Raw genomic sequence first — 19,103 nt, 5'->3', positions numbered from 1 at the left:
TTGAAAACACTAATAATATTTAATCCTATTTATGCCGAAAAGCGCGCCAAAGTATTGGTGATGCTGAAGCAAAAATTGAAGCAACTTGGGCGTGAATATGTTGTTTTTACAACAGAGCCTAAGTTATCTGAAGCAAAAGACAAATTCTCCGAGCGCCTTGAGAGTTTTAGCGACGCCATAGTCATTGGTGGTGATGGGACGTTGCACCAAGCGGTTAACCTATTAACTGATTTTACTGGGGATATTGGTTATATTCCCGCAGGCACAGGTAACGACTTTGGACGTTATTGGTTGGGGTTAGGTAAAGGCCTTGAGTTCTATATTGAAACCGCCGTACTCGGAAAAAGTGAAAGCTGTGATGTAGGGCAAGTAAACGATACAAAGTTTATTGACTCTGTGGGGATCGGTTTTGATGGCGCTTTAATTAAACGCATTCAGTCCAGTAAGTCTTTCTTTCCTGTTTTAACTTATGCGTTGTCTGCTATTCGTATGTTGTTTACTTATCGTGGTAAGCCATTTTCAGCGACAACAGATGAGGGTGCTATTGAACAGCTGCGATGCTTAATGTTTGTAGTCGCAAACGCTCCGTATTATGGGGCCGGAATGAAAGTTGTACCCCATGCAGATGCTCAAGACGGCTTCTTGTCATATACCTGCGTTGAAGATCGCTCGATTGTTGCGAAAATGCGGGGTTTTGCACAGATATTCAAAGGGACGCATACCTCCAAAAGATTTGTGACTACCGGTCAGTTTAAGTCTATTGATGTAACAACCGACAATTTACCGATGCACGCAGATGGCGAGTATATAGGGGAAACACCGGCGCATATTAGTTTAGCTACGGCGCAGCTTCATATTCGTAAGCGTCTGTAAAATTAAGTACTGCAACTTCTTTGTAGTTGGTTGAGCTCTGACTGATGCTGCTCAAATGCTTGTTGTAATGCTTGGTAATTACCGATGAAATTAAGGTGCTGTTGCCAGCCAGCATGTTGTACTAAACCCTTTAAAGTGTTGATTGATTCACGTGCTACTTCCCCCGCATCTATGGTGCTTGTTACTAAAGGCGATATTTGCTCATTGAACTTAGTCATAATTTGCTGAAAAGCTTCATACTGGGATGGTGTGCAAGTTGATTCTTGTAGTAACTCTTGTAACTGCTGAGATGCGCTTCTGAGTTGCTCTGTAGACCTAGTAATCGACATCCATAATTGAGGTAAATAGCTTCCCCTATGTAACGTTTGCAAACTCTCATTCCATGTTTGTTTGTCAATTGCATAGCCTTCACGTAACTCATTCATGTTATTTAGCTCCTGTGCGACATAGGCGAGTGCTTGAAGCTCTTCAGAGTCGTCTGTAGTTACGCGTGAAAAAGTTCTACTTGAGGGAGTAAGCGCATTTTGCATAGCTTCGCTTGCCACAATAAAGTTATGAATATGAGCGGAAATTTGTGACGTTTTAATAGAAGCCATCTCCTGAAGTGTTAACGCGAGATCTTCGCTGATATTTTGGTTCTCAATACACTGAGGAATTGCTTGTAAAACCTCTATATTATGCAAAAGCTCGTTGGCAGGGACTAATACGTTGCCAAGGGAACTGTTGCGTTGAGCAACCAGCTGCCCCAATTTACAATGATTGAGCTGCAACGAATTGTAGAGCGTTATTTGCGGGTTGTTGAGGTTGATCACAGAGTTTCGTTTCGCCGGCGGCCAACGAATGGAGTCTGTTTCAAACTCTGCATTATTCTCAGAAAATTGAGATATAGCGGCGTGATAACTCAACCATACGGACTCCCCTTTAGTGCAGCTAACTAACGCCATAGTTAGGAGAAAAGCACATATAAGAGAAAGATAGCCTCGGCTGTGGTGGTGAAAATTTAAATTTCGTACAATACGTAACATTATTAAAGAATTACCTATGGCGGTTATTTCATGTTTACAGGAATCGTGCAAACTCAAGCTATCGTTTCTGACATTGTCGATCAATCAGAGTTTAGACAATTAACCGTGTCGCTTGCCGAAAAGTGGATAGAGAATTTAGAAAAGGGCGCAAGTGTCGCGGTGAATGGTTGTTGTTTAACAGCTGTTGAGTTTGGACTTAAATCAGGTCGTGCGTTTATTCGTTTTGACGTGATTGACGAAACTTTAGATAAAACCAACTTGGGTTTGCTTGAAGTCGGCACTCAGGTGAATGTTGAGCGCTCCTTGCAAATGGGTACTGAGCTTGGTGGACATATTGTTTCTGGTCACGTTCAGTCTCAGGGAACACTACTAGAGAGGGTTGATACGGAAAGCAACTGCCGTATGCTTATCGGGCTTTCGGAACCTTGGCTGGAATATGTTTTCTCAAAGGGATTTATTGCTGTGAACGGTGCAAGTTTGACAGTAGGGGAGGTGGAGAAGCAAGGTTTTTGGCTTCATTTAATCCCTGAAACGCTTGAGGTGACGAACTTGGGTAGCCTTAAAGCCGGCGATAAGGTCAATATTGAGGTTGACCAAACAACCTTCACGACCGTTGAAACAGTTAAGCGTGTAATGGCTAGTGGCAAATTTGGGCTATCCGCTAACTAGTAGTATTGCTCGTCGTCTGCGTTAATTCGAAGGTGATATTTTTCGTCACTTGGGTGTAAGAACAAGTGTAAATGAATGTCACCTCCGCACGCTTGGCACTCTTCCATATAATCTTGCTCATCTTCACTAAGGTCGATGTCGACATGCACGTTATGGCCGCAGTGTGGGCAGTGCACAATAGCGTCTTGCAGTTTCTCCTCAGACATAAGCTTGTCTCTTGTTGCCGAACCTAAATTAAGTTTAGCAACGCTTTTGCACTGTGAAAGGCGGGTGATTGCTTAATCACTTAACTATCGATGAATACGGCATATTTAGTTAAAAACTATGTTTAAACCCAAATAAACAATGTTGTTATGCCAAACATAGCTATGATAGTTCCGCCGATAGCTCTTAATGTCGGTTTGGAGCCGGTAACCATTTGTGTAGCCAACAAAAACAGTGGTGCAGTGGAAAGTAAGGTCTGGGCAATACCTGGTGATACAGTAGCTACTGCGACTTGTTGCAACCAAATCGCTAAAAATGTACCCACAAATACCGCGAAAAATAGCGATTTTAGGTTTGTGTGGCGCAAACTGGCTTGAGTTCGCCTAAATATTTGCTGTTGTGTTAGAGCTAAAGCAACGGTTAACACCAGCGTACCTCCGCCAATTCGTACAAAAGCCGCTTCGATGGGGGAGACCTCTATGTTAGAGAATGCGGAAAATGCCATAACTAACCCGATCGCTTGGCAGAGAGCTGCACCCACCCCAAACAAATAATATGCGTACTTTCGTGGTTGTCCTTCGTGGTTTTGTTTCTCAGTAATGACACAAAGCACACCTAGTATAACGATTAAACTTCCAAGGCCTTGCAATAAAGAAAGTGTTTCTCTCAGGGTTAGCCAAGCTATAACAGCAGCTAACGGCGGAGCTAAATACTCGAGAAGAATTGTTTTACCAGGGCCTAAACGCCTTAAGGATGCGAAATATAACGAGTCCCCGATAGTTATCCCGATAACACCGCTAATCAGCATAAGAGCAAACTGCGGCATATCCCATCCTTGCCAAAAGTTGCCGGGCATTAGGATGGCTACAAGCAACAGCAGCGGAGTAGCAATTAGACTTTTCACAAAGTTTAGTTGCATAGAGCTTAATGTTTGGGTACTTCGACTATATAAAATAGTGGCTAAAGCCCAACATGCGGCTGCGGTAAGTGCCGCAATTTGACCAAGGTAAATAGACATTTAGAGTTACTTTGCTGGTTTGATTCAAGTGCCGATTTTAGGTATAGTTTCGCTTCTTTTTGAGGCGGTGCACAATGTACTACCGTCTACCTTTTTATACAATGCATATACAAGTGGCACTTGGTAGGTGTCACCACTGTGAAAGGAAATAGAAGTCATGCCTGTAATTACGCTTCCCGATTCTAGTAAACGCGAATTCTCTAACGATGTTTCTGTACTCGACGTCGCTGCTGATATTGGCCCTGGTTTAGCCAAAGCAACGATTGCTGGACGTGTTAACGGTGAACTTGTCGACGCTTGTGACTTGATCACTGAAGACGCAAGCTTAGAGATTATCACCAGTAAAAACGAGGAAGGTTTAGAAATTATCCGCCACTCGTGTGCTCACTTACTAGGCCATGCTATTAAACAGCTTTGGCCTGATACGAAAATGGCGATTGGTCCAACTATCGATAATGGCTTTTATTACGACGTAGATATCGACAAACCTTTGCAGCAAGACGACCTAGATGCGTTAGAGAAACGCATGAAAGAGTTGGCGAAAACAGGCTATGCGGTCGTCAAAAAGAAAGTAAGCTGGGAAGAAGCAAGAGAAACCTTTGTGCAGCGTGGTGAGTCATACAAAGTTGAGATTCTTGATGAGAACATTGAGAAGAGTGACCGCCCGGGTTTATATCACCACGAAGAATATATAGATATGTGCCGTGGACCGCACGTGCCTAACATGAGCTTCTGTCAACACTTTAAAGTTATGAAAGTAGCCGGTGCGTATTGGCGTGGCGACTCAGACAACAAAATGTTGCAGCGAATTTATGGCACAGCGTGGGCAGACAAAAAGCAATTAAAAGCTTATTTGCAACGCTTGGAAGAAGCAGAAAAGCGTGATCACCGTAAAATCGGTAAAGCGCAAGATCTATTCCATTGGCAGGAAGAAGCACCTGGAATGGTATTTTGGCATCACAACGGCTGGACTGTTTTTCAGGAATTAGAAAAATTTGTACGTGAAAAGCTTCGCGAATACGATTACCAAGAAGTTAAAGGTCCGTTAATGATGGACCGTGTGCTTTGGGAACGTTCTGGCCACTGGGATAAGTTTTCTGAACTGATGTTTACAACGCATTCAGAAAACCGTGACTACGCGGTGAAGCCGATGAATTGCCCAGGCCATGTTCAGATATTTAACCAAGGCTTAAAGTCTTACCGCGACTTACCTTTGCGTATGGCTGAATTTGGTTGCTGTCACCGTAACGAGCCGTCAGGTGCTTTACACGGACTAATGCGGGTTCGTGGATTTACTCAAGACGACGCACATATTTTCTGTACTGAATCTCAGGTACAAGAAGAAGTTGCGGGCTGTATTCGTATGGTTTACGAGACATACCAAACATTTGGTTTTGACAATATCCAAGTGAAATTGTCGACTCGGCCAGAGAAGCGTTTAGGTGACGACGCAATGTGGGACCGTGCTGAAAGTGCATTGTCTGAAGCGTTGAAGTCGCAAGACATTGAATTTGAATATTTGCCAGGTGAGGGCGCTTTCTATGGTCCGAAAATTGAATTCACGCTTTTTGATACAATCGGCCGTGCTTGGCAATGCGGAACAGTTCAGCTCGACTTTGCTCTGCCGGAGCGTTTAGGTGCGAGTTATGTTGGCGAAGATAACGAACGCCACATTCCAGTGATGATTCACCGTGCAATTTTAGGTTCTCTAGAACGTTTCATGGGGATCTTAATCGAAGAATACGCTGGATTTTTCCCAACTTGGTTGTCGCCAAACCAGGTTGTGGTGATGAATATTACCGATAAACAGGCCGATTATGTCTCAAATTTGGTGTCAGAACTGAAAAATAAAGGATTTAGGGCGACAGCTGACTTGAGAAATGAGAAGATTGGCTTTAAAATTCGCGAGCACACGCTTAAACGCGTGCCTTACTTGTTAGTTGTTGGTGACCAAGAAGTCGAACAACAACAAGTTGCGGTACGTACTCGCAGTGGTGAAGATTTAGGAAAACTCACGACCGAAGCGTTTATAGAAAAGCTTGGTAGTGAAGTAGCTGCTCGTACTCTTTAATAAAATTTGCTGGAGGAAGAAACCATTAAAGGTGGAAGAAAAGGTCAAAAGACCGATAAAACCCGGATTAATGATGCCATCACCGTTTCGGAAGTACGGTTGATTGACGCAGAAGGTGAACAAGTCGGAGTCGTAAGTATTAACGAAGCGATAGGGATGGCTGAAGAAGCCGGTCTCGACTTGGTAGAAATTAGCCCTAATGCTGAACCGCCCGTATGTCGAATCATGGATTACGGCAAGTTTCTTTACGAAAAAAGTAAACAGCAGAAAGAGCAAAAGAAAAAGCAGAAACAGATTCAGGTTAAGGAAGTTAAATTCCGTCCTGGCACAGATGAAGGCGATTACCAGGTCAAACTGCGCAACCTGCGTCGCTTTCTTGAGGGGGGGGACAAAGCTAAAGTCACCGTGCGTTTCCGTGGCCGAGAAATGGCACACCAAGAGTTGGGTATTCAACTTCTAGAGCGAATTAAACTCGATTTAGATGAAATATCTAACTGCGAGGCTTTCCCTCGTCGGGCTGAAGGTCGTCAAATGATTATGGTTTTGGCACCTGATAGTAAGAAGTAGCAGTGGTTCTCAAGTAGAAATCATGTCGGTTTCTCACCCTGTAACTCAATTGGCAATCAATGCGGAGTTTTTGTAATGCCAAAGATGAAAAGTGTAAAAGGCGCTACTAAGCGCTTTAAGAAAACTGCTTCAGGCGGTTATAAGTGCAAGCAGTCTCACTTGCGTCACATTTTGACCAAGAAGAGCTCTAAGCGTAAACGTCACCTTCGTGCGAAAAACATGGTACATCAGAACGATGTAGTGTTAGTTGATCGCATGTTACCGTACGCATAAGAGGAGAGATAGAGCATGGCACGAGTAAAACGTGGTGTGATCGCGCGTGCGCGTCACAAAAAAGTACTGAAGCAGGCGAAAGGTTATTACGGTGCACGTAGTCGCGTTTATCGCGTTGCGTTTCAAGCTGTAACTAAAGCGGGTCAATATGCATACCGTGACCGTCGTGCGAAGAAGCGTCAATTCCGCCAGTTGTGGATTGTTCGTATCAACGCTGCAGCGCGTCAAGGTGGTTTGTCGTATAGCCGCTTTATCAATGGCTTGAAAAAGGCATCTGTTGAGATCGATCGTAAGATTCTGGCAGACATCGCTGTTCACGACCAAGCAGGTTTCACTGCTCTTGTTGAAAAAGCGAAAGAAGGCCTTTCAGCTTAATTTAAGCTGAGGTTTGTCTTAAGAAAGGGAGCCAATTGGCTCCCTTTTTCTTTGCTTTCTGGTATTATTCTGCCTTCAAAAACTGCAGAACATATAATTGCCTCCGCCAGCAGAAATACAGAGGATTCTAATGGAGTTACAAGCAACGCTTAATGCTGCCAAAACAGCGATAGAAAACGCGAGTACCGTGCAGGAACTCGATGAAGTTCGAGTTTCTTACATGGGTAAGAAAGGTCAATTTACAGAACACCTGAAAGGGTTAGGTAAGTTGTCGGCAGAAGAACGGCCAGCTGCAGGTCAGGCAATTAACGAAGCAAAGCAAGAATTCCAGTCGTTGCTAAATGCACGTAGAGACGATTTACAGCGCGAAGCTATGGCTGTAAAGCTCGAAGCTGAAAGGGTAGACGTAACGCTGCCAGGGGTTTCCGTGAAAGCAGGCGAGCTTCACCCTGTTACACGCACCATTCAACGTATTGAAGCTTATTTTGGTCAACTTGGTTTCAGCGTTAAACAAGGTCCTGAAGTTGAAGATAGCTTCCACAACTTTGACGCATTGAATATTCCCGCACAGCATCCAGCGCGTGCAGACCACGATACCTTTTATTTTACCCCTGAAACGATGCTTAGAACGCAAACTTCAGGTGTACAGATTAGAACCATGGAAGTGGAACAACCTCCTTTACGCATTATTTCTCCTGGGCGTGTTTATCGTAACGACTACGACCAAACACACACGCCGATGTTTCATCAGGTAGAAGGCTTGATGGTTGACAAAAATGTGAAATTCACTGAATTGAAAGGAATTTTGCATGACTTTTTACATCATTTTTTCGAAGAAGATTTGGAAATTCGTTTCAGACCTTCGTATTTTCCATTTACAGAGCCCTCTGCAGAAGTTGATGTGCGGAGAAAAGGTGGTAAGTGGTTAGAAGTTTTAGGCTGCGGTATGGTTCACCCGAACGTACTGAAGGCCGTAAATATTGATCCTGAAGAATATACTGGCTTCGCATTTGGTATGGGCGTTGAGCGCCTAACGATGTTGCGTTATGGCGTAAACGACTTGCGCGCGTTCTTTGAAAACGATTTGCGTTTCTTAAGCCAATTTAACTAAGGAGTAGGATAATGAAGTTTAGTGAAAATTGGTTACGTGAATGGGTAAGCCCAGAGTTAGATAGTACGGCACTCGCTGAGCAATTAAGTATGGCTGGCTTGGAAGTCGACGCTGTTGAACCTGTTGCAGGTGAGTTTACCGGCGTAGTTATCGGTGAAGTTAAAGAATGTGGACAACATCCTAATGCAGACAAGCTTCGTGTAACTAAAGTAGACGTTGGTGGTGACGAGCTTCTAGATATCGTTTGCGGTGCGCCAAACTGCCGCTTAGGTATTAAGGTTGCTGTCGCGGTTATTGGTGCGGTCTTACCTGGTAACTTTAAAATTAAGAAAACAAAGCTGCGTGGCGAGCCCTCGAATGGCATGCTTTGTTCAGCGTCTGAACTAGAGCTAAACGACGACCACGACGGTATTCTTGAGCTTCCATCGGACGCACCTATAGGTACAGACTTTCGTGAGTGGATGAATCTGGACGACAAAACTCTAGATGTCGACCTAACCCCAAACCGTGCAGACTGCTTAGGTATTCGTGGTATAGCGCGTGAAGTGGGTGTACTTAACAATTTAGATGTAGCTGAACCGCGTGTTAACGACAATAAGGCAACGATTCGCGATACGCTAGCTATTCAGTTAGATGCTAAAGAAGCTTGCTCTCGTTATCTTGGTCGCGTCATCAAAAATATTGATATGAATGCCAAAACACCACTATGGATGGTGGAAAAGTTAAGACGTAGCGGTATTCGTAGTATCGATCCTGTGGTCGACATTACCAACTTTGTATTGCTAGAACTTGGTCACCCGATGCATGCGTTCGACTTCGATACTTTAAAAGGTGGAATACAAGTTCGTTTCGCGAAAGAAAACGAGTCGCTTAAGACTTTAGATGGTGAAGTTGTTGAGCTTTCAGATGATGTATTAGTGATTGCCGATCAAGAAAAGGCTTTAGCTATCGCAGGAATCTTTGGTGGCGAAGCGTCTGGAGTAACCGAGAAAACTCGTCATATTTTTTTAGAGAGCGCGTATTTTAACCCTGAATTCATAATGGGTAAGGCTCGTCGTTTTGGCCTTCATACGGACGCGTCACACCGTTATGAGAGAGGCGTAGACCCCGAGTTACAGCGTATCGCTATGGAACGTGCTACTTCACTTGTATTAAGTATTTGCGGTGGTGAAGCAGGCCCGATTACAGAAGCGAAAGATACGAACTTTTTACCACAAACGAAGAACGTAACTTTGCGTAATTCACGTTTGTCGAAAGTACTTGGTATCGAATTAGATCCGCAAAAAGTGACAGAAATCCTTCAGCGTTTGGGCTTCTCTACGAAGTTTGATGATAATGAATGGAGCGTTAAAGTTCCTCCTTATCGTTTTGATATTGCTATAGAAGAAGACCTCATTGAAGAGGTGGCACGAGTATACGGCTACAATAATATTCCATCTGTTGCGCCTACAGCTGAGTTAAAAATGACGCGTCAGGAAGAGTCTGTGACTCCGCTGAATGAATTACAACAACGTCTTTTAGACCAAGGCTATCAAGAAGCAATTACCTATAGTTTTGTTGATCCTAAACATCAGGCATTACTCTACCCTGAGAGTGCGGCGCTTAATTTGCCTCACCCAATTTCAGTAGATATGTCGTCTATGCGCCTAGGCTTGCTGCCAGCCTTGCTGTCTGCTGCGGGTTATAATCAGAAGCGACAGCACTCGAGTGTGAAGCTATTTGAAACGGGGTTAAAGTTCACACCTCAGGAAGATGCGGAAAATGGTATTTCGCAAGTTTCAGTGATCGGTGGCGTTGTTTATGGGCCTGTTTATGGTGAACATTGGCAACAAGGTTCGAAGCCAACTGACTTCTTTACGGTGAAAGGTCATGTAGAGTCTCTATTAAAGGCTCATGGTTTCTTGTCTGACTACCGCTTTGTAGCATCCGAACATTCGGCGTTGCATCCAGGACAAAGCGCGGCGATTTATAAAGACGGCCAATACATAGGCTTCGTTGGTGCGTTACATCCGCAGTTTGAAAAAACATTCGGATTAAAGTCCAGAACCTTTGTGTTCGAGCTTGAGTTAACACCTATTTTAGAGCGCAATATTCCGGTTGCGAAGTCCATTTCTAAGTTCCCGTCTATTCGTAGAGACTTAGCTTTAGTGGTAGACAAAAACCTAGCGGCAGGCGAATTGCTAGAATCTGTCAAGAAAGTTGGCGCAAATCATGTAGTTGACCTACACTTATTTGACGTTTATCAAGGTGATAATCTACCTTCTGATAAGAAAAGCTTGGCATTAGCACTTATACTGCGTGCTGAAGACCGTACATTGGAAGAGCAAGACGTTAATGAATCTGTGGCAACCGTCGTTGACCTACTTAAACAAGAGTTTAACGCGGTATTGAGGGATAGTTAAAATGGCACTAACGAAAGCAGATATTGCAGAACAATTACATGAAAGGCTCGACATTAGTAAGCGAGACGCCAAAGAATTGGTTGAAATGTTTTTTGAAGAAATAAGAGCTGCTCTTGAAAGTGGAGAGCAAGTGAAAATATCTGGTTTCGGAAATTTTGATCTCCGTGATAAAGCGGAACGGCCGGGCAGAAACCCTAAAACAGGCGAAGATATTCCTATTTCTGCGCGTAGGGTGGTTACCTTTAGACCTGGTCAGAAGCTTAAAGCGAGAGTGGAAGACGCCAAAAAATAGGCTTGCGGAAGCAGGAAGGAAAAAAGGTGAATGCGCTGCATTCACCTTTTTTTATGCTTATTTGAAAAATAAATTACTGAACGGGTTGAGTAACCTTGCGATACCTGAGGTGAAGTATAACGGAGCGTCTAAAGAGGCAAGCGTTAAACAATCTTCATGTTGCGTTTCAGGTGTATGGGTATGTTTCTTATCGAGTAAAACAAAGTCTCCGTCGCGGTACTCGTTCTTTTCGTCATTGAAAACGCCATTTAGCACGAGTGTAATTTCTTGACCTCGGTGCGTATGCTCCGGAACCTTGCTGTTTTCAGCCATATAAATAAGGTCTAAAGTCTCTTGTTCTCCAATATCAACATGCGCCTTCATCATTTTTCCGGGAACCCAACTCCAATGCCCGATACGATGCTTTTGACGCGCCAGCGTGGAAGGTAGACGAAACTTTTTCCCCTCCAAGCTGATAAACGGGTCAACTTGTTCCTGTTTCAATTCTTTCGGCGGGCGAGACTCGATAATCTGCTCGAACATTGCTTCAAGGTTTGCGCTTCTGGGCGTTCGGATGTCTTGCAGCACACGACGAGCCATAATTTCTTCAGCATCTTTTACCTGTTGCTGACAGCGCGAACACATATCAACATGAGTTGCTACTGCGACTGATGTGGCTGTGCACAAGCTGCCAGCAGCATATTTCTCAATAAGTTGGTCGTTGGGGTGAAATTTAATCATGGCTAACAATCATCTCCTTTAACTTCTGGAGAGCTAATCGAGTTCTAGACTTTACCGTTCCTAATGGTATTTCTAACGCATCAGAAACTTCTTGCTGAGACTTTCCTTCCAGATAAATTTTTTCTATAACAATACGTTGGTTGTCGGGTAATTGAGCATAGTAACTCTGAATTTCTTGTAGTAAGACCGTTTGATCTAAAGATACGTCGTCGTCAAACGATTCGTTCGTTTCTGCAAGAATGGGCCATAGATCGTCCGCACTAAGGTCGTTCATTCGATGTTTGTTCTTACGAAGGAAATCGAATCTGATGTTACGTGCGATGGTGAAAATCCACGTTGTCGGTGAACCTTTGTCTGCTTTGAACAAATGAGCTTTGTGCCATACGTTTGTCATGGTTTCCTGAACCAAGTCTGAAGCAATAGCTTCATTGCCAAACTGTCGCGTGCCATACGCCAGTAATCTCGGGGCGAAATAGCTGAATAGTTCACTAAATGCAGCCCTAGACTGTTCGAGAGCAACTTTCGACAGTAACCCTGAAAGATACTCTGCTGAACATTTTGCGCTATCGGCAATGGCGCTTCTTTTCATTTGTTTACCGTTATTTCTCGCTTGTGCAACCTGCATAGTAGTCTACGCCTTCTAAGCTTATATACAAACGTTGTTTACTAAACAATTTACTCCGGAGGTTTCTATATAGATCACTATTTATTCGGTTTCTTTGCTCATCTGCTCTTTTTCAAACAAAGACGCGATGTATTCAGTGAGTACATGGTGGCATTGATGGGTCAGCAAGCTTTGCTTAACGCTAGCTTCTAACGGCAAAATTTCCAACCAACGTAAGCACACCCAACTGGCGTCGTCGTAATATTTTTTCGGATATAGAGCCTCTAGTTCGGGGAATTGTTCAAAAACTTCTTTCAGCTTCTCGACCAATACTGGAAATGCTTCAGGAGTTTGCAACGTTGAATTATGCTCCAAGAATTCAATGTCCCCACGTCGTAAGTTGGTTTTGTCAGTGGTGATATTGAATATTCTGACTAGTCTAGCGCCTTGAACAGTTATCCCCAGCATACCGTCATTCAACGCGTCAAAATCAACTATCTCGACTATTGTGCCTATAGGATGAATGTGCGTGTTTTCATCTGTATTTCCTTTGCTATTTAAGGAGGCACAGATAAAACCCGCGTTGTTCTTCATGGCTTCTTTAACCATCGACAAAGAGCGTGGTTCGTATATGCGCAATTTCATTCGGCCGCCTGGTAAAACGACAGAAGATAGCGGGAACAATGGTATTTGCTTTTGACTCTGATACATCATTTGCTTCAAAAACGTTGTGAATTCGTTCCTTTTACGCATACTGTTAGTATTTCGGATCTAAATAATTTGATTAAATTTTCATCTTCGTTTCGTGAATTGAACGTTGTGTTTTATTTCACAACTGCGAGCAACAGCTCTGCGAGGGACAACTATGAATAACCCGATAGGTTGGTTTGAATTGTATGTAAGTGACATGGCCCGTGCTGTGAAGTTTTACGAAAGCGTTTTTAAAATTAAACTCGAGCCGATAGGAAACCCAACGGAAGAACAACTTGTTATGAGAGGTTTTCCCTCGGATATGTCTGCATACGGAGCTTCTGGAGCGCTAGTGTGTACCGAAGGTGTTTCACCCAGTAACAACAGCACTATCGTCTATTTCTCGTGTGAAAATTGCGCGGAAGAGGAGGCTCGTGTCGGCGTGAGTGGAGGTTCTATCGTTCGTTCTAAAATGTCCATAGGTGATTATGGATACGTTGCGCTCGCTAATGATTCAGAGGGTAATATGATTGGCCTACATTCAATGAATTAGTTGTATCAACAAAAATGTTGTTAGGCTGAACCAATGGAGTCGTTGCAACGTATTTGTTTCAAAGCTTTTAAAAAAATCGAGGTAAAACATTGATTAAGGTTGGAATTAGCTCTTGCCTGATGGGCCAAAAAGTAAGATTTGATGGTGGCCATAAAGCCTCTTTATTTTGTCAACAAGAACTCAGTAAATATGTACAGTTTCAACCATTGTGCCCCGAGGTCGGTATAGGATTGAGTGTGCCTCGTCCCTCCATTCGCCTTGAGCAACATGATGAAAAGGGGGTTCGAGCGTTCATTCCAAAAACAGAAACCGATGTCACCGAGCAATTACAGGGATTTGCCAATCAGCACCAAGATAAATTCACGCAGTTAAGCGGTTACGTTTTGTGTGCCAAGTCTCCTAGCTGTGGAATGGAAAGAGTTCGAGTATATAAGCCTGGGGAAAAGCATAACGAAAAGAATGGAGTCGGCATCTTTACCCAGCGGTTAATGGAGTTACAGCCTAATTTACCTATTGAAGAAGATGGTCGCTTGAATGATCCATTTCTGCGTGAAAATTTTATTTTGCGCGTGTTCATATACGCAGACTGGCAAGGGCTAACTCGCCCGCTTACAAAAAAAGCGTTACTTGATTTTCATACTCGCCACAAATTGCTTCTACTAGCACATAACCAGCCTCTTTATCGACAGATCGGGCACGAGTTGGCACAAACCCACCAAATTACAGAGCGATTTGAAAACGAGTACATTTCTAGAGTTATGGAAGCGTTAAGTAAACCCGCGTCACGAAAGAATCACACTAACGTGATGCAGCATGTCCAAGGTTATTTTAAAAATTACCTATCTGAGGTCGAAAAGGAAGAGTTGGCGGAACTCATACTTCAGTATCGTAAAGGCATAGAGCCGTTGAGCTCACCACTTACATTATTAAAGCATTACCAAAAAATTTACCCCAACGACTACTTGGCAAGTCAGTCGTATTTTAATCCTTATCCTCAACAACTGAAACTAAGATACGGGTTGTAGCTATGGCCGGACTTATTTGGTTTAAGCAGGATCTACGCCTGTTTGACAATCAAGCTGTGTCGCAAGCATGGAATAACCAGGATACGCTTCATGCTGTTATTTTTGAAACCGAGCAAACGTGGGAGGAACATGATTGGGCTCCTATAAAGAGGGACTTGTATGAGCGGCGTGTGAATGCGCTTGGTCAAGAGTTGGCAGAGCTTGGTGTAGTACTCGAAGTTATCTCGGTGAAGGAGTATGCAGAGTGTGCAGGCAAGTTAGTTAAGATATGTAAACAGCAAAATATAGAATCCGTTTATTTTAATCGTGAAATGCCAGTTCACGAGAAACAGCGCGACAAAGCGGTTGCGTCTTGGTGTCAACAGCACAACATTTCTACCCATATTTTCGATAACGTCATCGCCGTTGCACCGGAAAAGGTAAAAACCGGGCAGGGGACTTACTTTAAAAAGTTTACGCCTTTCTATCGAGCTTGGAAAAAGTTATTAGCAGAAAGCTTGCCTGAGTCTCCATCGTCTTTGTCAGCAAAGGCAGAGCCGTTGAGCTTTCAAAAAGTATCGCTAAAAGGAAAAAAGAATAGTAGTAACAGTTGGAGTACGGATACCAAAGATATTTTAAAGCACGTCGATGCGTTTACTCATGACGTTGTGAATCATTATCACACTGGCCGTGACGCCCCCAGTGAGCGCTCTACGTCACTATTTTCACCATGGTTTGAAATTGGGGCTATCGGTGTAAACACGGTTATAAGAAAGCTGATGGAAAGTTCGCCAAATTTTCCGGATGGTCTTAACCAAGGACAAGAAACCTGGCTATCCGAATTAGCGTGGCGTGATTTTTATCAGCACCTAATGTGGCATGTTCCTCGCCTGAGTTACGGTAAAGCGTTTATTCAAGAAACCGACGCGTTCAATTGGGAAAATGATGAGAAGAAATTTGCAGCATGGTGCTCGGGCAATACTGGTTACCCAATCGTTGACGCGGGAATGAGGCAGCTAAATGAAACGGGTTGGATGCACAATCGCCTTCGCATGATCACCGCAAGCTTTTTAGTGAAAGATCTTCTCATCGACTGGCGTTGGGGTGAGAAATATTTTATGCAAAACCTCATTGACGGAAGCTTCCCAGCAAATAACGGAGGTTGGCAGTGGAGTGCTTCTACTGGTACTGATGCTGTGCCTTATTTTCGAGTATTCAATCCAGAAAGGCAGAGCGAACGGTTTGATCCTAATGGTGACTTTATCCGTTCTTGGGTCAAAGAGTTAAAGGACGTACCTAAAAAATATATTCACCGTCCTGAAGAGTACTTGAAAAACAAACAGAGCGACTACCCGCGACCTATTGTTGATCACAAGACTCAACGGGAGAAGTTTTTAACGCAATTTAAGAGCATAAAAAATGGTTAATGACGAGATTATTGAGTTGATTAAAGCTTTTTATGCTGACTTGTCTGTAGATTCACTTTCGATGTTGCCAGATATTTATGATGTGAACATTATATTCCAAGACCCTGTGCAAAAGGTTGAGGGTTTAGACGCGTTAAAGAGCTATTTTCAACACGGTTTGGCGAACGCCAAGCGTTGTACGTTTGACATACAAGAGACGACAGTCGTTAAGAATACTGTGTTCTTAGTATGGACCATGACATTAGAGCATCCGAAATTGAATGGTGGCAAGTTTTTCTCTATCGATGGTACCAGCCGGCTTATTACTAATGACAACGGAACTAAAGTCGTGTTTCACCGTGACTACTTTGATTTAGGTGCAATGCTCTACGAACAAATTCCAATCGTAAGTTCGGTTATTCGGGCAATCAAAAAGCGAGCAAAATTATGAAGACGGTCTTAATTACAGGTGCAACGTCAGGTATTGGTAAGCAACTCGCATTAGATTACCTTGCACAAGGGAACAAGGTTATTGCTTGTGGAAGGAACAAAACGAAGCTTAATGAATTATCTCAGAGTTCCGAGGGCGCAGGAAAGAATGGAGAGTGCGTCTTAAAAACTTTTGACGTGACAGATAGAGAGAGCGTCAAGGATGCGCTAAGCAGCGAAAACCATATTGACTGTGTAATCCTCAATGCGGGTGTCTGTGAATATGTAGATGACGCAGGAGAGATGGATTCAGAGTTGTTTCAACGTGTATTCGACGCGAACTTCATGGGAGTTGTGAACTGTGCCAGTGTGCTGATACCCAAACTACCTGCTGGCAGCCAACTAGTGGTCATCGACAGTATGGCTAGACTTCTTCCTTTCACTCGTGCTGAAGCCTATGGGGCAAGTAAAGCGGCAGTTCATTATTTTACCAACAGCTTAAAGTTAGATTTGAAGTCTCGAGGTATACGCGTAACTTCGGTTTCCCCTGGGTTTGTGAAAACGCCCATGACTGATGCGAATGATTTTGAGATGCCTTTTCTTACAACAGTGGAGGAGGCGTCAAAAGCAATACGTAAAGGAATAGACAAGGGGAAAGCACAAATTTATTTCCCACGAGTCTTTGGATGGGCTCTGCGCTTTATGAGTAGATTGCCAATGAGATTACAGGTTCTGATTTCGAGCCGTTTAGACAAGGAATAAAGCATGAAAATCGCCGTAGTAGGCAGTGGCGTTTCAGGGCTCACCGCTGCTCATTTGTTAAGTCAAAAGCATGATGTTGAAGTATTAGAAAAAGCGTCAACGATTGGGGGCCATACAGCCACCGTTGATGTAACGCTAGCAGGAAAGAGTTATGCGGTAGACACCGGTTTTATCGTTTTCAACAACAAAACCTATCCGCTTTTTCGTAACCTTATGCGTTCGTTGCAAGTAACTTGGCAAGACACTGAGATGAGTTTTAGCGTGACGAACCCAGACAGTGGGCTTGAGTACAACGGACACAACCTTAATACTTTGTTTGCGCAACGCAGAAATTTATTGTCTCCAAACTTCTATCGGTTCATTTCAGAGATTTTGAAATTCAACAAAGCCGCTAAAGAGCAAGCAAACCTGCCTAGTGAAGCACTCGACAAAGTGACGTTGAAACAGTTTATGGACGAACTTTCCTTGTCGCAAAGCTTTCAGCACAATTATTTAAAGCCGATGTGTGCAGCCATCTGGTCTGCGTCTTTGAAAGACGTTGAAGATTTTCCCTTAGGGTTTTTCCTGCGGTTTTTTGAAAATCACGGTTTACTCGACATTAAAGATAGACCGCAGTGGCATGTTATTAAGGGAGGATCTAGAACCTACCTTAAACCGTTATGTAAACGTTTTGAGAACAATATAAAGGTTAACACTGAAATAGCGTCGATTGAACGGCGGGCCCAGGACGTGCTGATTACTCTTGCTTCGGGTGAGCAACGCGTCTACGACCACGTTGTTTTTGCTTGCCACAGCAACCAAGCGTTATCGCTTTTAAAGGATGCAACAGAAGACGAAAAACGCGTGTTAGACGGAATTCCTTATCAAGCGAACGAAGTGGTTTTACACACGGATACGCGTTTATTGCCACGCAAACAGAGAGCCTGGGCAAGCTGGAACTACTTATTACCGTCTGTAAAGGCTAACGAAAGCGAAGCTTTGACCATGCCGACAACATTGACCTACAACATGAATATTCTGCAAGGCATTGAGGCTAAAGACACATTTTGTGTAACCTTAAATAGCACTTCAAAAATTGACCCTACTAAGATTTTAAGAAGTTTCGTCTACGACCATCCGGTGTATTCAGTGGAATCATTCGCGGCCCGAAAAGAACGAGGGGCTATTTGTGGTGTAAATAGAACACACTTTTGTGGAGCCTATTGGTATAACGGTTTTCATGAGGACGGCGTGCGTAGTGCCAACGACTTATGTGAGCGCTTTGATGTAGATCCCATTGTTCCTTCTCCGCAAGATGGTATAGCCCATGTCTAGCCATTCAGGCGTTTACTGGGGCGTTGTGGGTCACCGCAGACTCATGCCTCAAAAGCATCAACTGCGTTATAAAATTATGCAGTGGTGCTTTGATTTGAAAGAACTTTCATCTATACATTGCCTAAGTAAATTTTTGTCAGTGGAAAGGAAGCGTTGGGCACCGCTACACTTCAAAGATACTGATTATTTGAAAGGTTATTTCCAACCAGAATATGAGGATATTCATGATGCGGTGCTTCGCAAAATGAATGATCTTTCTGACCAACCTTTATCTGGGAATATTACGTTTTTGGGTAATATTCGAAATTGGGGCATATATTTCAGTCCAATTAATTGCTTCTTCCTACGTAACACGCAGGGGTTGTACACCCACATGTTGGCGGAGGTGTCTAACACACCTTGGAACGAGCGCCACTATTACTTAGTTGACTTAGAAGACCAACAGCCTACCCAAAAAGCGTTTCATGTGAGCCCGTTTAATCCGATGGATATGACTTACCATTGGCGTATTAAGGCTCCAAAAGATACCTGCGTAGTACACATTGGTGTTAAGCGCCATGAATTAGAGTTTGATGCGACATTGAAATTGTCGAAGCAGGAATTGAACTCAAAATCTATTCGTTCCGTATTAAGAAAGCATCCAATACAAGTCGTTAAGATTGTATGGGGTATTTACTGGCACGCAGTGAAACTTTTTCTAAAGAAAGTCCCGATTTATAAGCATCCTTAAGAAAGGAATTG

At 43.4% G+C, this 19,103-nt stretch carries 22 protein-coding genes; 16 read left to right on the top strand and 6 right to left on the bottom strand.

Features of this window, described 5'->3' with window-relative positions; all coding sequences use genetic code 11:
• Window positions 1-873 carry a diacylglycerol kinase family protein gene (locus DQX04_RS02840; protein ID WP_111914277.1) on the top strand — a complete coding sequence of 291 codons (873 nt, stop codon included), beginning with the start codon at window positions 1-3 and terminating at the stop codon, window positions 871-873.
• A gap of 2 nt (window positions 874-875) precedes the next feature.
• Here the strand turns inward: DQX04_RS02840 and DQX04_RS02835 are convergent, their stop codons facing one another.
• On the bottom strand, window positions 876-1,778 hold the full coding sequence (locus DQX04_RS02835) for a DUF3080 family protein (protein WP_165831926.1): 903 nt from the start codon (window positions 1,776-1,778) through the stop codon (window positions 876-878).
• A 150-nt stretch (window positions 1,779-1,928) separates the two neighbouring features.
• Here DQX04_RS02835 and DQX04_RS02830 point away from each other — a divergent pair, with 150 nt between their 5' ends.
• Window positions 1,929-2,567: a riboflavin synthase subunit alpha gene (locus tag DQX04_RS02830; protein ID WP_111914275.1), complete on the top strand. Its 639-nt coding sequence runs from the start codon at window positions 1,929-1,931 to the stop codon at window positions 2,565-2,567.
• Here the strand turns inward: DQX04_RS02830 and DQX04_RS02825 are convergent.
• Window positions 2,564-2,773 carry a CPXCG motif-containing cysteine-rich protein gene (locus tag DQX04_RS02825; RefSeq protein WP_111914274.1) on the bottom strand — a complete coding sequence of 70 codons (210 nt, stop codon included), beginning with the start codon at window positions 2,771-2,773 and terminating at the stop codon, window positions 2,564-2,566. The genes DQX04_RS02830 and DQX04_RS02825 overlap by 4 nt on opposite strands.
• A 122-nt stretch (window positions 2,774-2,895) precedes the next feature.
• Window positions 2,896-3,789, bottom strand: a complete 894-nt coding sequence (locus DQX04_RS02820) for a DMT family transporter (protein WP_111914273.1) — start codon at window positions 3,787-3,789, stop codon at window positions 2,896-2,898.
• Window positions 3,790-3,946: 157 nt separating this feature from the next.
• On the opposite strand from DQX04_RS02820, the gene thrS reads away from it, so the two are divergent.
• The 7 genes from thrS to ihfA all read left to right on the top strand — a co-directional run bounded on the left by thrS (window position 3,947) and on the right by ihfA (window position 10,880).
• Entirely contained in the window at window positions 3,947-5,860 is a 1,914-nt protein-coding gene (thrS, locus tag DQX04_RS02815; protein ID WP_111914272.1) for a threonine--tRNA ligase, read from the top strand.
• Window positions 5,861-5,869: 9 nt separating this feature from the next.
• Entirely contained in the window at window positions 5,870-6,427 is a 558-nt protein-coding gene (gene infC / locus DQX04_RS02810) for a translation initiation factor IF-3 (protein WP_111914842.1), read from the top strand.
• A gap of 75 nt (window positions 6,428-6,502) precedes the next feature.
• Window positions 6,503-6,700 carry a 50S ribosomal protein L35 gene (rpmI, locus tag DQX04_RS02805; protein ID WP_111914271.1) on the top strand — a complete coding sequence of 66 codons (198 nt, stop codon included), beginning with the start codon at window positions 6,503-6,505 and terminating at the stop codon, window positions 6,698-6,700.
• A gap of 15 nt (window positions 6,701-6,715) precedes the next feature.
• Entirely contained in the window at window positions 6,716-7,075 is a 360-nt protein-coding gene (rplT, locus tag DQX04_RS02800) for a 50S ribosomal protein L20 (RefSeq protein ID WP_111914270.1), read from the top strand.
• Window positions 7,076-7,205: 130 nt separating this feature from the next.
• Window positions 7,206-8,186, top strand: coding sequence for a phenylalanine--tRNA ligase subunit alpha (pheS, locus tag DQX04_RS02795; protein ID WP_111914269.1), 981 nt, complete (start codon window positions 7,206-7,208; stop codon window positions 8,184-8,186).
• Window positions 8,187-8,197: 11 nt separating this feature from the next.
• Window positions 8,198-10,588: a phenylalanine--tRNA ligase subunit beta gene (gene pheT, locus DQX04_RS02790; RefSeq protein WP_111914268.1), complete on the top strand. Its 2,391-nt coding sequence runs from the start codon at window positions 8,198-8,200 to the stop codon at window positions 10,586-10,588.
• A gap of 1 nt (window position 10,589) precedes the next feature.
• Window positions 10,590-10,880 carry an integration host factor subunit alpha gene (gene ihfA, locus DQX04_RS02785; RefSeq protein WP_111914267.1) on the top strand — a complete coding sequence of 97 codons (291 nt, stop codon included), beginning with the start codon at window positions 10,590-10,592 and terminating at the stop codon, window positions 10,878-10,880.
• 57 nt (window positions 10,881-10,937) lie between these two features.
• Here the strand turns inward: ihfA and DQX04_RS02780 are convergent, their stop codons facing one another.
• The 3 genes from DQX04_RS02780 to DQX04_RS02770 all read right to left on the bottom strand — a co-directional run bounded on the left by DQX04_RS02780 (window position 10,938) and on the right by DQX04_RS02770 (window position 12,915).
• Complete coding sequence (locus DQX04_RS02780; RefSeq protein WP_111914266.1) at window positions 10,938-11,600, bottom strand: ChrR family anti-sigma-E factor; 663 nt, start codon at window positions 11,598-11,600, stop codon at window positions 10,938-10,940.
• Complete coding sequence (locus tag DQX04_RS02775) at window positions 11,593-12,225, bottom strand: sigma-70 family RNA polymerase sigma factor (RefSeq protein WP_207916202.1); 633 nt, start codon at window positions 12,223-12,225, stop codon at window positions 11,593-11,595. The genes DQX04_RS02780 and DQX04_RS02775 overlap by 8 nt, the downstream gene beginning before the upstream one ends.
• 81 nt (window positions 12,226-12,306) lie before the next feature.
• On the bottom strand, window positions 12,307-12,915 hold the full coding sequence (locus tag DQX04_RS02770) for an LON peptidase substrate-binding domain-containing protein (RefSeq protein WP_256371949.1): 609 nt from the start codon (window positions 12,913-12,915) through the stop codon (window positions 12,307-12,309).
• Between the two features lie 154 nt (window positions 12,916-13,069).
• Here DQX04_RS02770 and DQX04_RS02765 point away from each other — a divergent pair, with 154 nt between their 5' ends.
• From DQX04_RS02765 to DQX04_RS02735, 7 genes are all read left to right on the top strand, one after another.
• Entirely contained in the window at window positions 13,070-13,447 is a 378-nt protein-coding gene (locus DQX04_RS02765) for a VOC family protein (RefSeq protein ID WP_111914264.1), read from the top strand.
• Between the two features lie 89 nt (window positions 13,448-13,536).
• Entirely contained in the window at window positions 13,537-14,472 is a 936-nt protein-coding gene (locus tag DQX04_RS02760) for a DUF523 and DUF1722 domain-containing protein (RefSeq protein WP_111914263.1), read from the top strand.
• A gap of 2 nt (window positions 14,473-14,474) precedes the next feature.
• A complete protein-coding gene (locus DQX04_RS02755; protein WP_111914262.1) occupies window positions 14,475-15,878 on the top strand; it encodes a deoxyribodipyrimidine photo-lyase in 1,404 nt (467 codons plus the stop codon).
• A complete protein-coding gene (locus DQX04_RS02750) occupies window positions 15,871-16,308 on the top strand; it encodes a nuclear transport factor 2 family protein (protein ID WP_111914261.1) in 438 nt (145 codons plus the stop codon). Before DQX04_RS02755 ends, DQX04_RS02750 begins: the two co-directional genes overlap by 8 nt.
• Window positions 16,305-17,048, top strand: a complete 744-nt coding sequence (locus DQX04_RS02745) for an SDR family NAD(P)-dependent oxidoreductase (RefSeq protein ID WP_111914260.1) — start codon at window positions 16,305-16,307, stop codon at window positions 17,046-17,048. Before DQX04_RS02750 ends, DQX04_RS02745 begins: the two co-directional genes overlap by 4 nt.
• 3 nt (window positions 17,049-17,051) lie before the next feature.
• Window positions 17,052-18,362: an NAD(P)/FAD-dependent oxidoreductase gene (locus tag DQX04_RS02740; RefSeq protein WP_111914259.1), complete on the top strand. Its 1,311-nt coding sequence runs from the start codon at window positions 17,052-17,054 to the stop codon at window positions 18,360-18,362.
• Window positions 18,355-19,092, top strand: a complete 738-nt coding sequence (locus tag DQX04_RS02735; RefSeq protein WP_111914258.1) for a DUF1365 domain-containing protein — start codon at window positions 18,355-18,357, stop codon at window positions 19,090-19,092. Before DQX04_RS02740 ends, DQX04_RS02735 begins: the two co-directional genes overlap by 8 nt.
• The last annotated feature ends 11 nt before the right edge of the window (window positions 19,093-19,103 follow it).

It is taken from the genome of Aliidiomarina sp. B3213, from assembly GCF_003290085.1.
Classification (GTDB): Bacteria; Pseudomonadota; Gammaproteobacteria; order Enterobacterales; family Alteromonadaceae; genus Aliidiomarina.
The sequence above is the reverse complement of the archived record's forward strand: the minus strand, read 5'-3'. Positions and strand labels throughout refer to the sequence as shown.

What these genes read in the sequence shown, in the direction of transcription:
- DQX04_RS02825 (WP_111914274.1), bottom strand. Translation starts at nt 2,773, where the DNA reads ATGTCTGAGGAGAAACTGCAAGACGCTATTGTGCACTGCCCACACTGC.
- DQX04_RS02735 (WP_111914258.1), top strand. Translation starts at nt 18,355, where the DNA reads ATGTCTAGCCATTCAGGCGTTTACTGGGGCGTTGTGGGTCACCGCAGA.
- ihfA (WP_111914267.1), top strand. Translation starts at nt 10,590, where the DNA reads ATGGCACTAACGAAAGCAGATATTGCAGAACAATTACATGAAAGGCTC.
- DQX04_RS02820 (WP_111914273.1), bottom strand. Translation starts at nt 3,789, where the DNA reads ATGTCTATTTACCTTGGTCAAATTGCGGCACTTACCGCAGCCGCATGT.
- rplT (WP_111914270.1), top strand. Translation starts at nt 6,716, where the DNA reads ATGGCACGAGTAAAACGTGGTGTGATCGCGCGTGCGCGTCACAAAAAA.
- DQX04_RS02830 (WP_111914275.1), top strand. Translation starts at nt 1,929, where the DNA reads ATGTTTACAGGAATCGTGCAAACTCAAGCTATCGTTTCTGACATTGTC.
- DQX04_RS02775 (WP_207916202.1), bottom strand. Translation starts at nt 12,225, where the DNA reads ATGCAGGTTGCACAAGCGAGAAATAACGGTAAACAAATGAAAAGAAGC.
- thrS (WP_111914272.1), top strand. Translation starts at nt 3,947, where the DNA reads ATGCCTGTAATTACGCTTCCCGATTCTAGTAAACGCGAATTCTCTAAC.
- DQX04_RS02750 (WP_111914261.1), top strand. Translation starts at nt 15,871, where the DNA reads ATGGTTAATGACGAGATTATTGAGTTGATTAAAGCTTTTTATGCTGAC.
- DQX04_RS02765 (WP_111914264.1), top strand. Translation starts at nt 13,070, where the DNA reads ATGAATAACCCGATAGGTTGGTTTGAATTGTATGTAAGTGACATGGCC.
- rpmI (WP_111914271.1), top strand. Translation starts at nt 6,503, where the DNA reads ATGCCAAAGATGAAAAGTGTAAAAGGCGCTACTAAGCGCTTTAAGAAA.
- DQX04_RS02745 (WP_111914260.1), top strand. Translation starts at nt 16,305, where the DNA reads ATGAAGACGGTCTTAATTACAGGTGCAACGTCAGGTATTGGTAAGCAA.
- DQX04_RS02740 (WP_111914259.1), top strand. Translation starts at nt 17,052, where the DNA reads ATGAAAATCGCCGTAGTAGGCAGTGGCGTTTCAGGGCTCACCGCTGCT.
- pheS (WP_111914269.1), top strand. Translation starts at nt 7,206, where the DNA reads ATGGAGTTACAAGCAACGCTTAATGCTGCCAAAACAGCGATAGAAAAC.
- DQX04_RS02755 (WP_111914262.1), top strand. Translation starts at nt 14,475, where the DNA reads ATGGCCGGACTTATTTGGTTTAAGCAGGATCTACGCCTGTTTGACAAT.
- pheT (WP_111914268.1), top strand. Translation starts at nt 8,198, where the DNA reads ATGAAGTTTAGTGAAAATTGGTTACGTGAATGGGTAAGCCCAGAGTTA.
- DQX04_RS02780 (WP_111914266.1), bottom strand. Translation starts at nt 11,600, where the DNA reads ATGATTAAATTTCACCCCAACGACCAACTTATTGAGAAATATGCTGCT.
- DQX04_RS02770 (WP_256371949.1), bottom strand. Translation starts at nt 12,915, where the DNA reads ATGTATCAGAGTCAAAAGCAAATACCATTGTTCCCGCTATCTTCTGTC.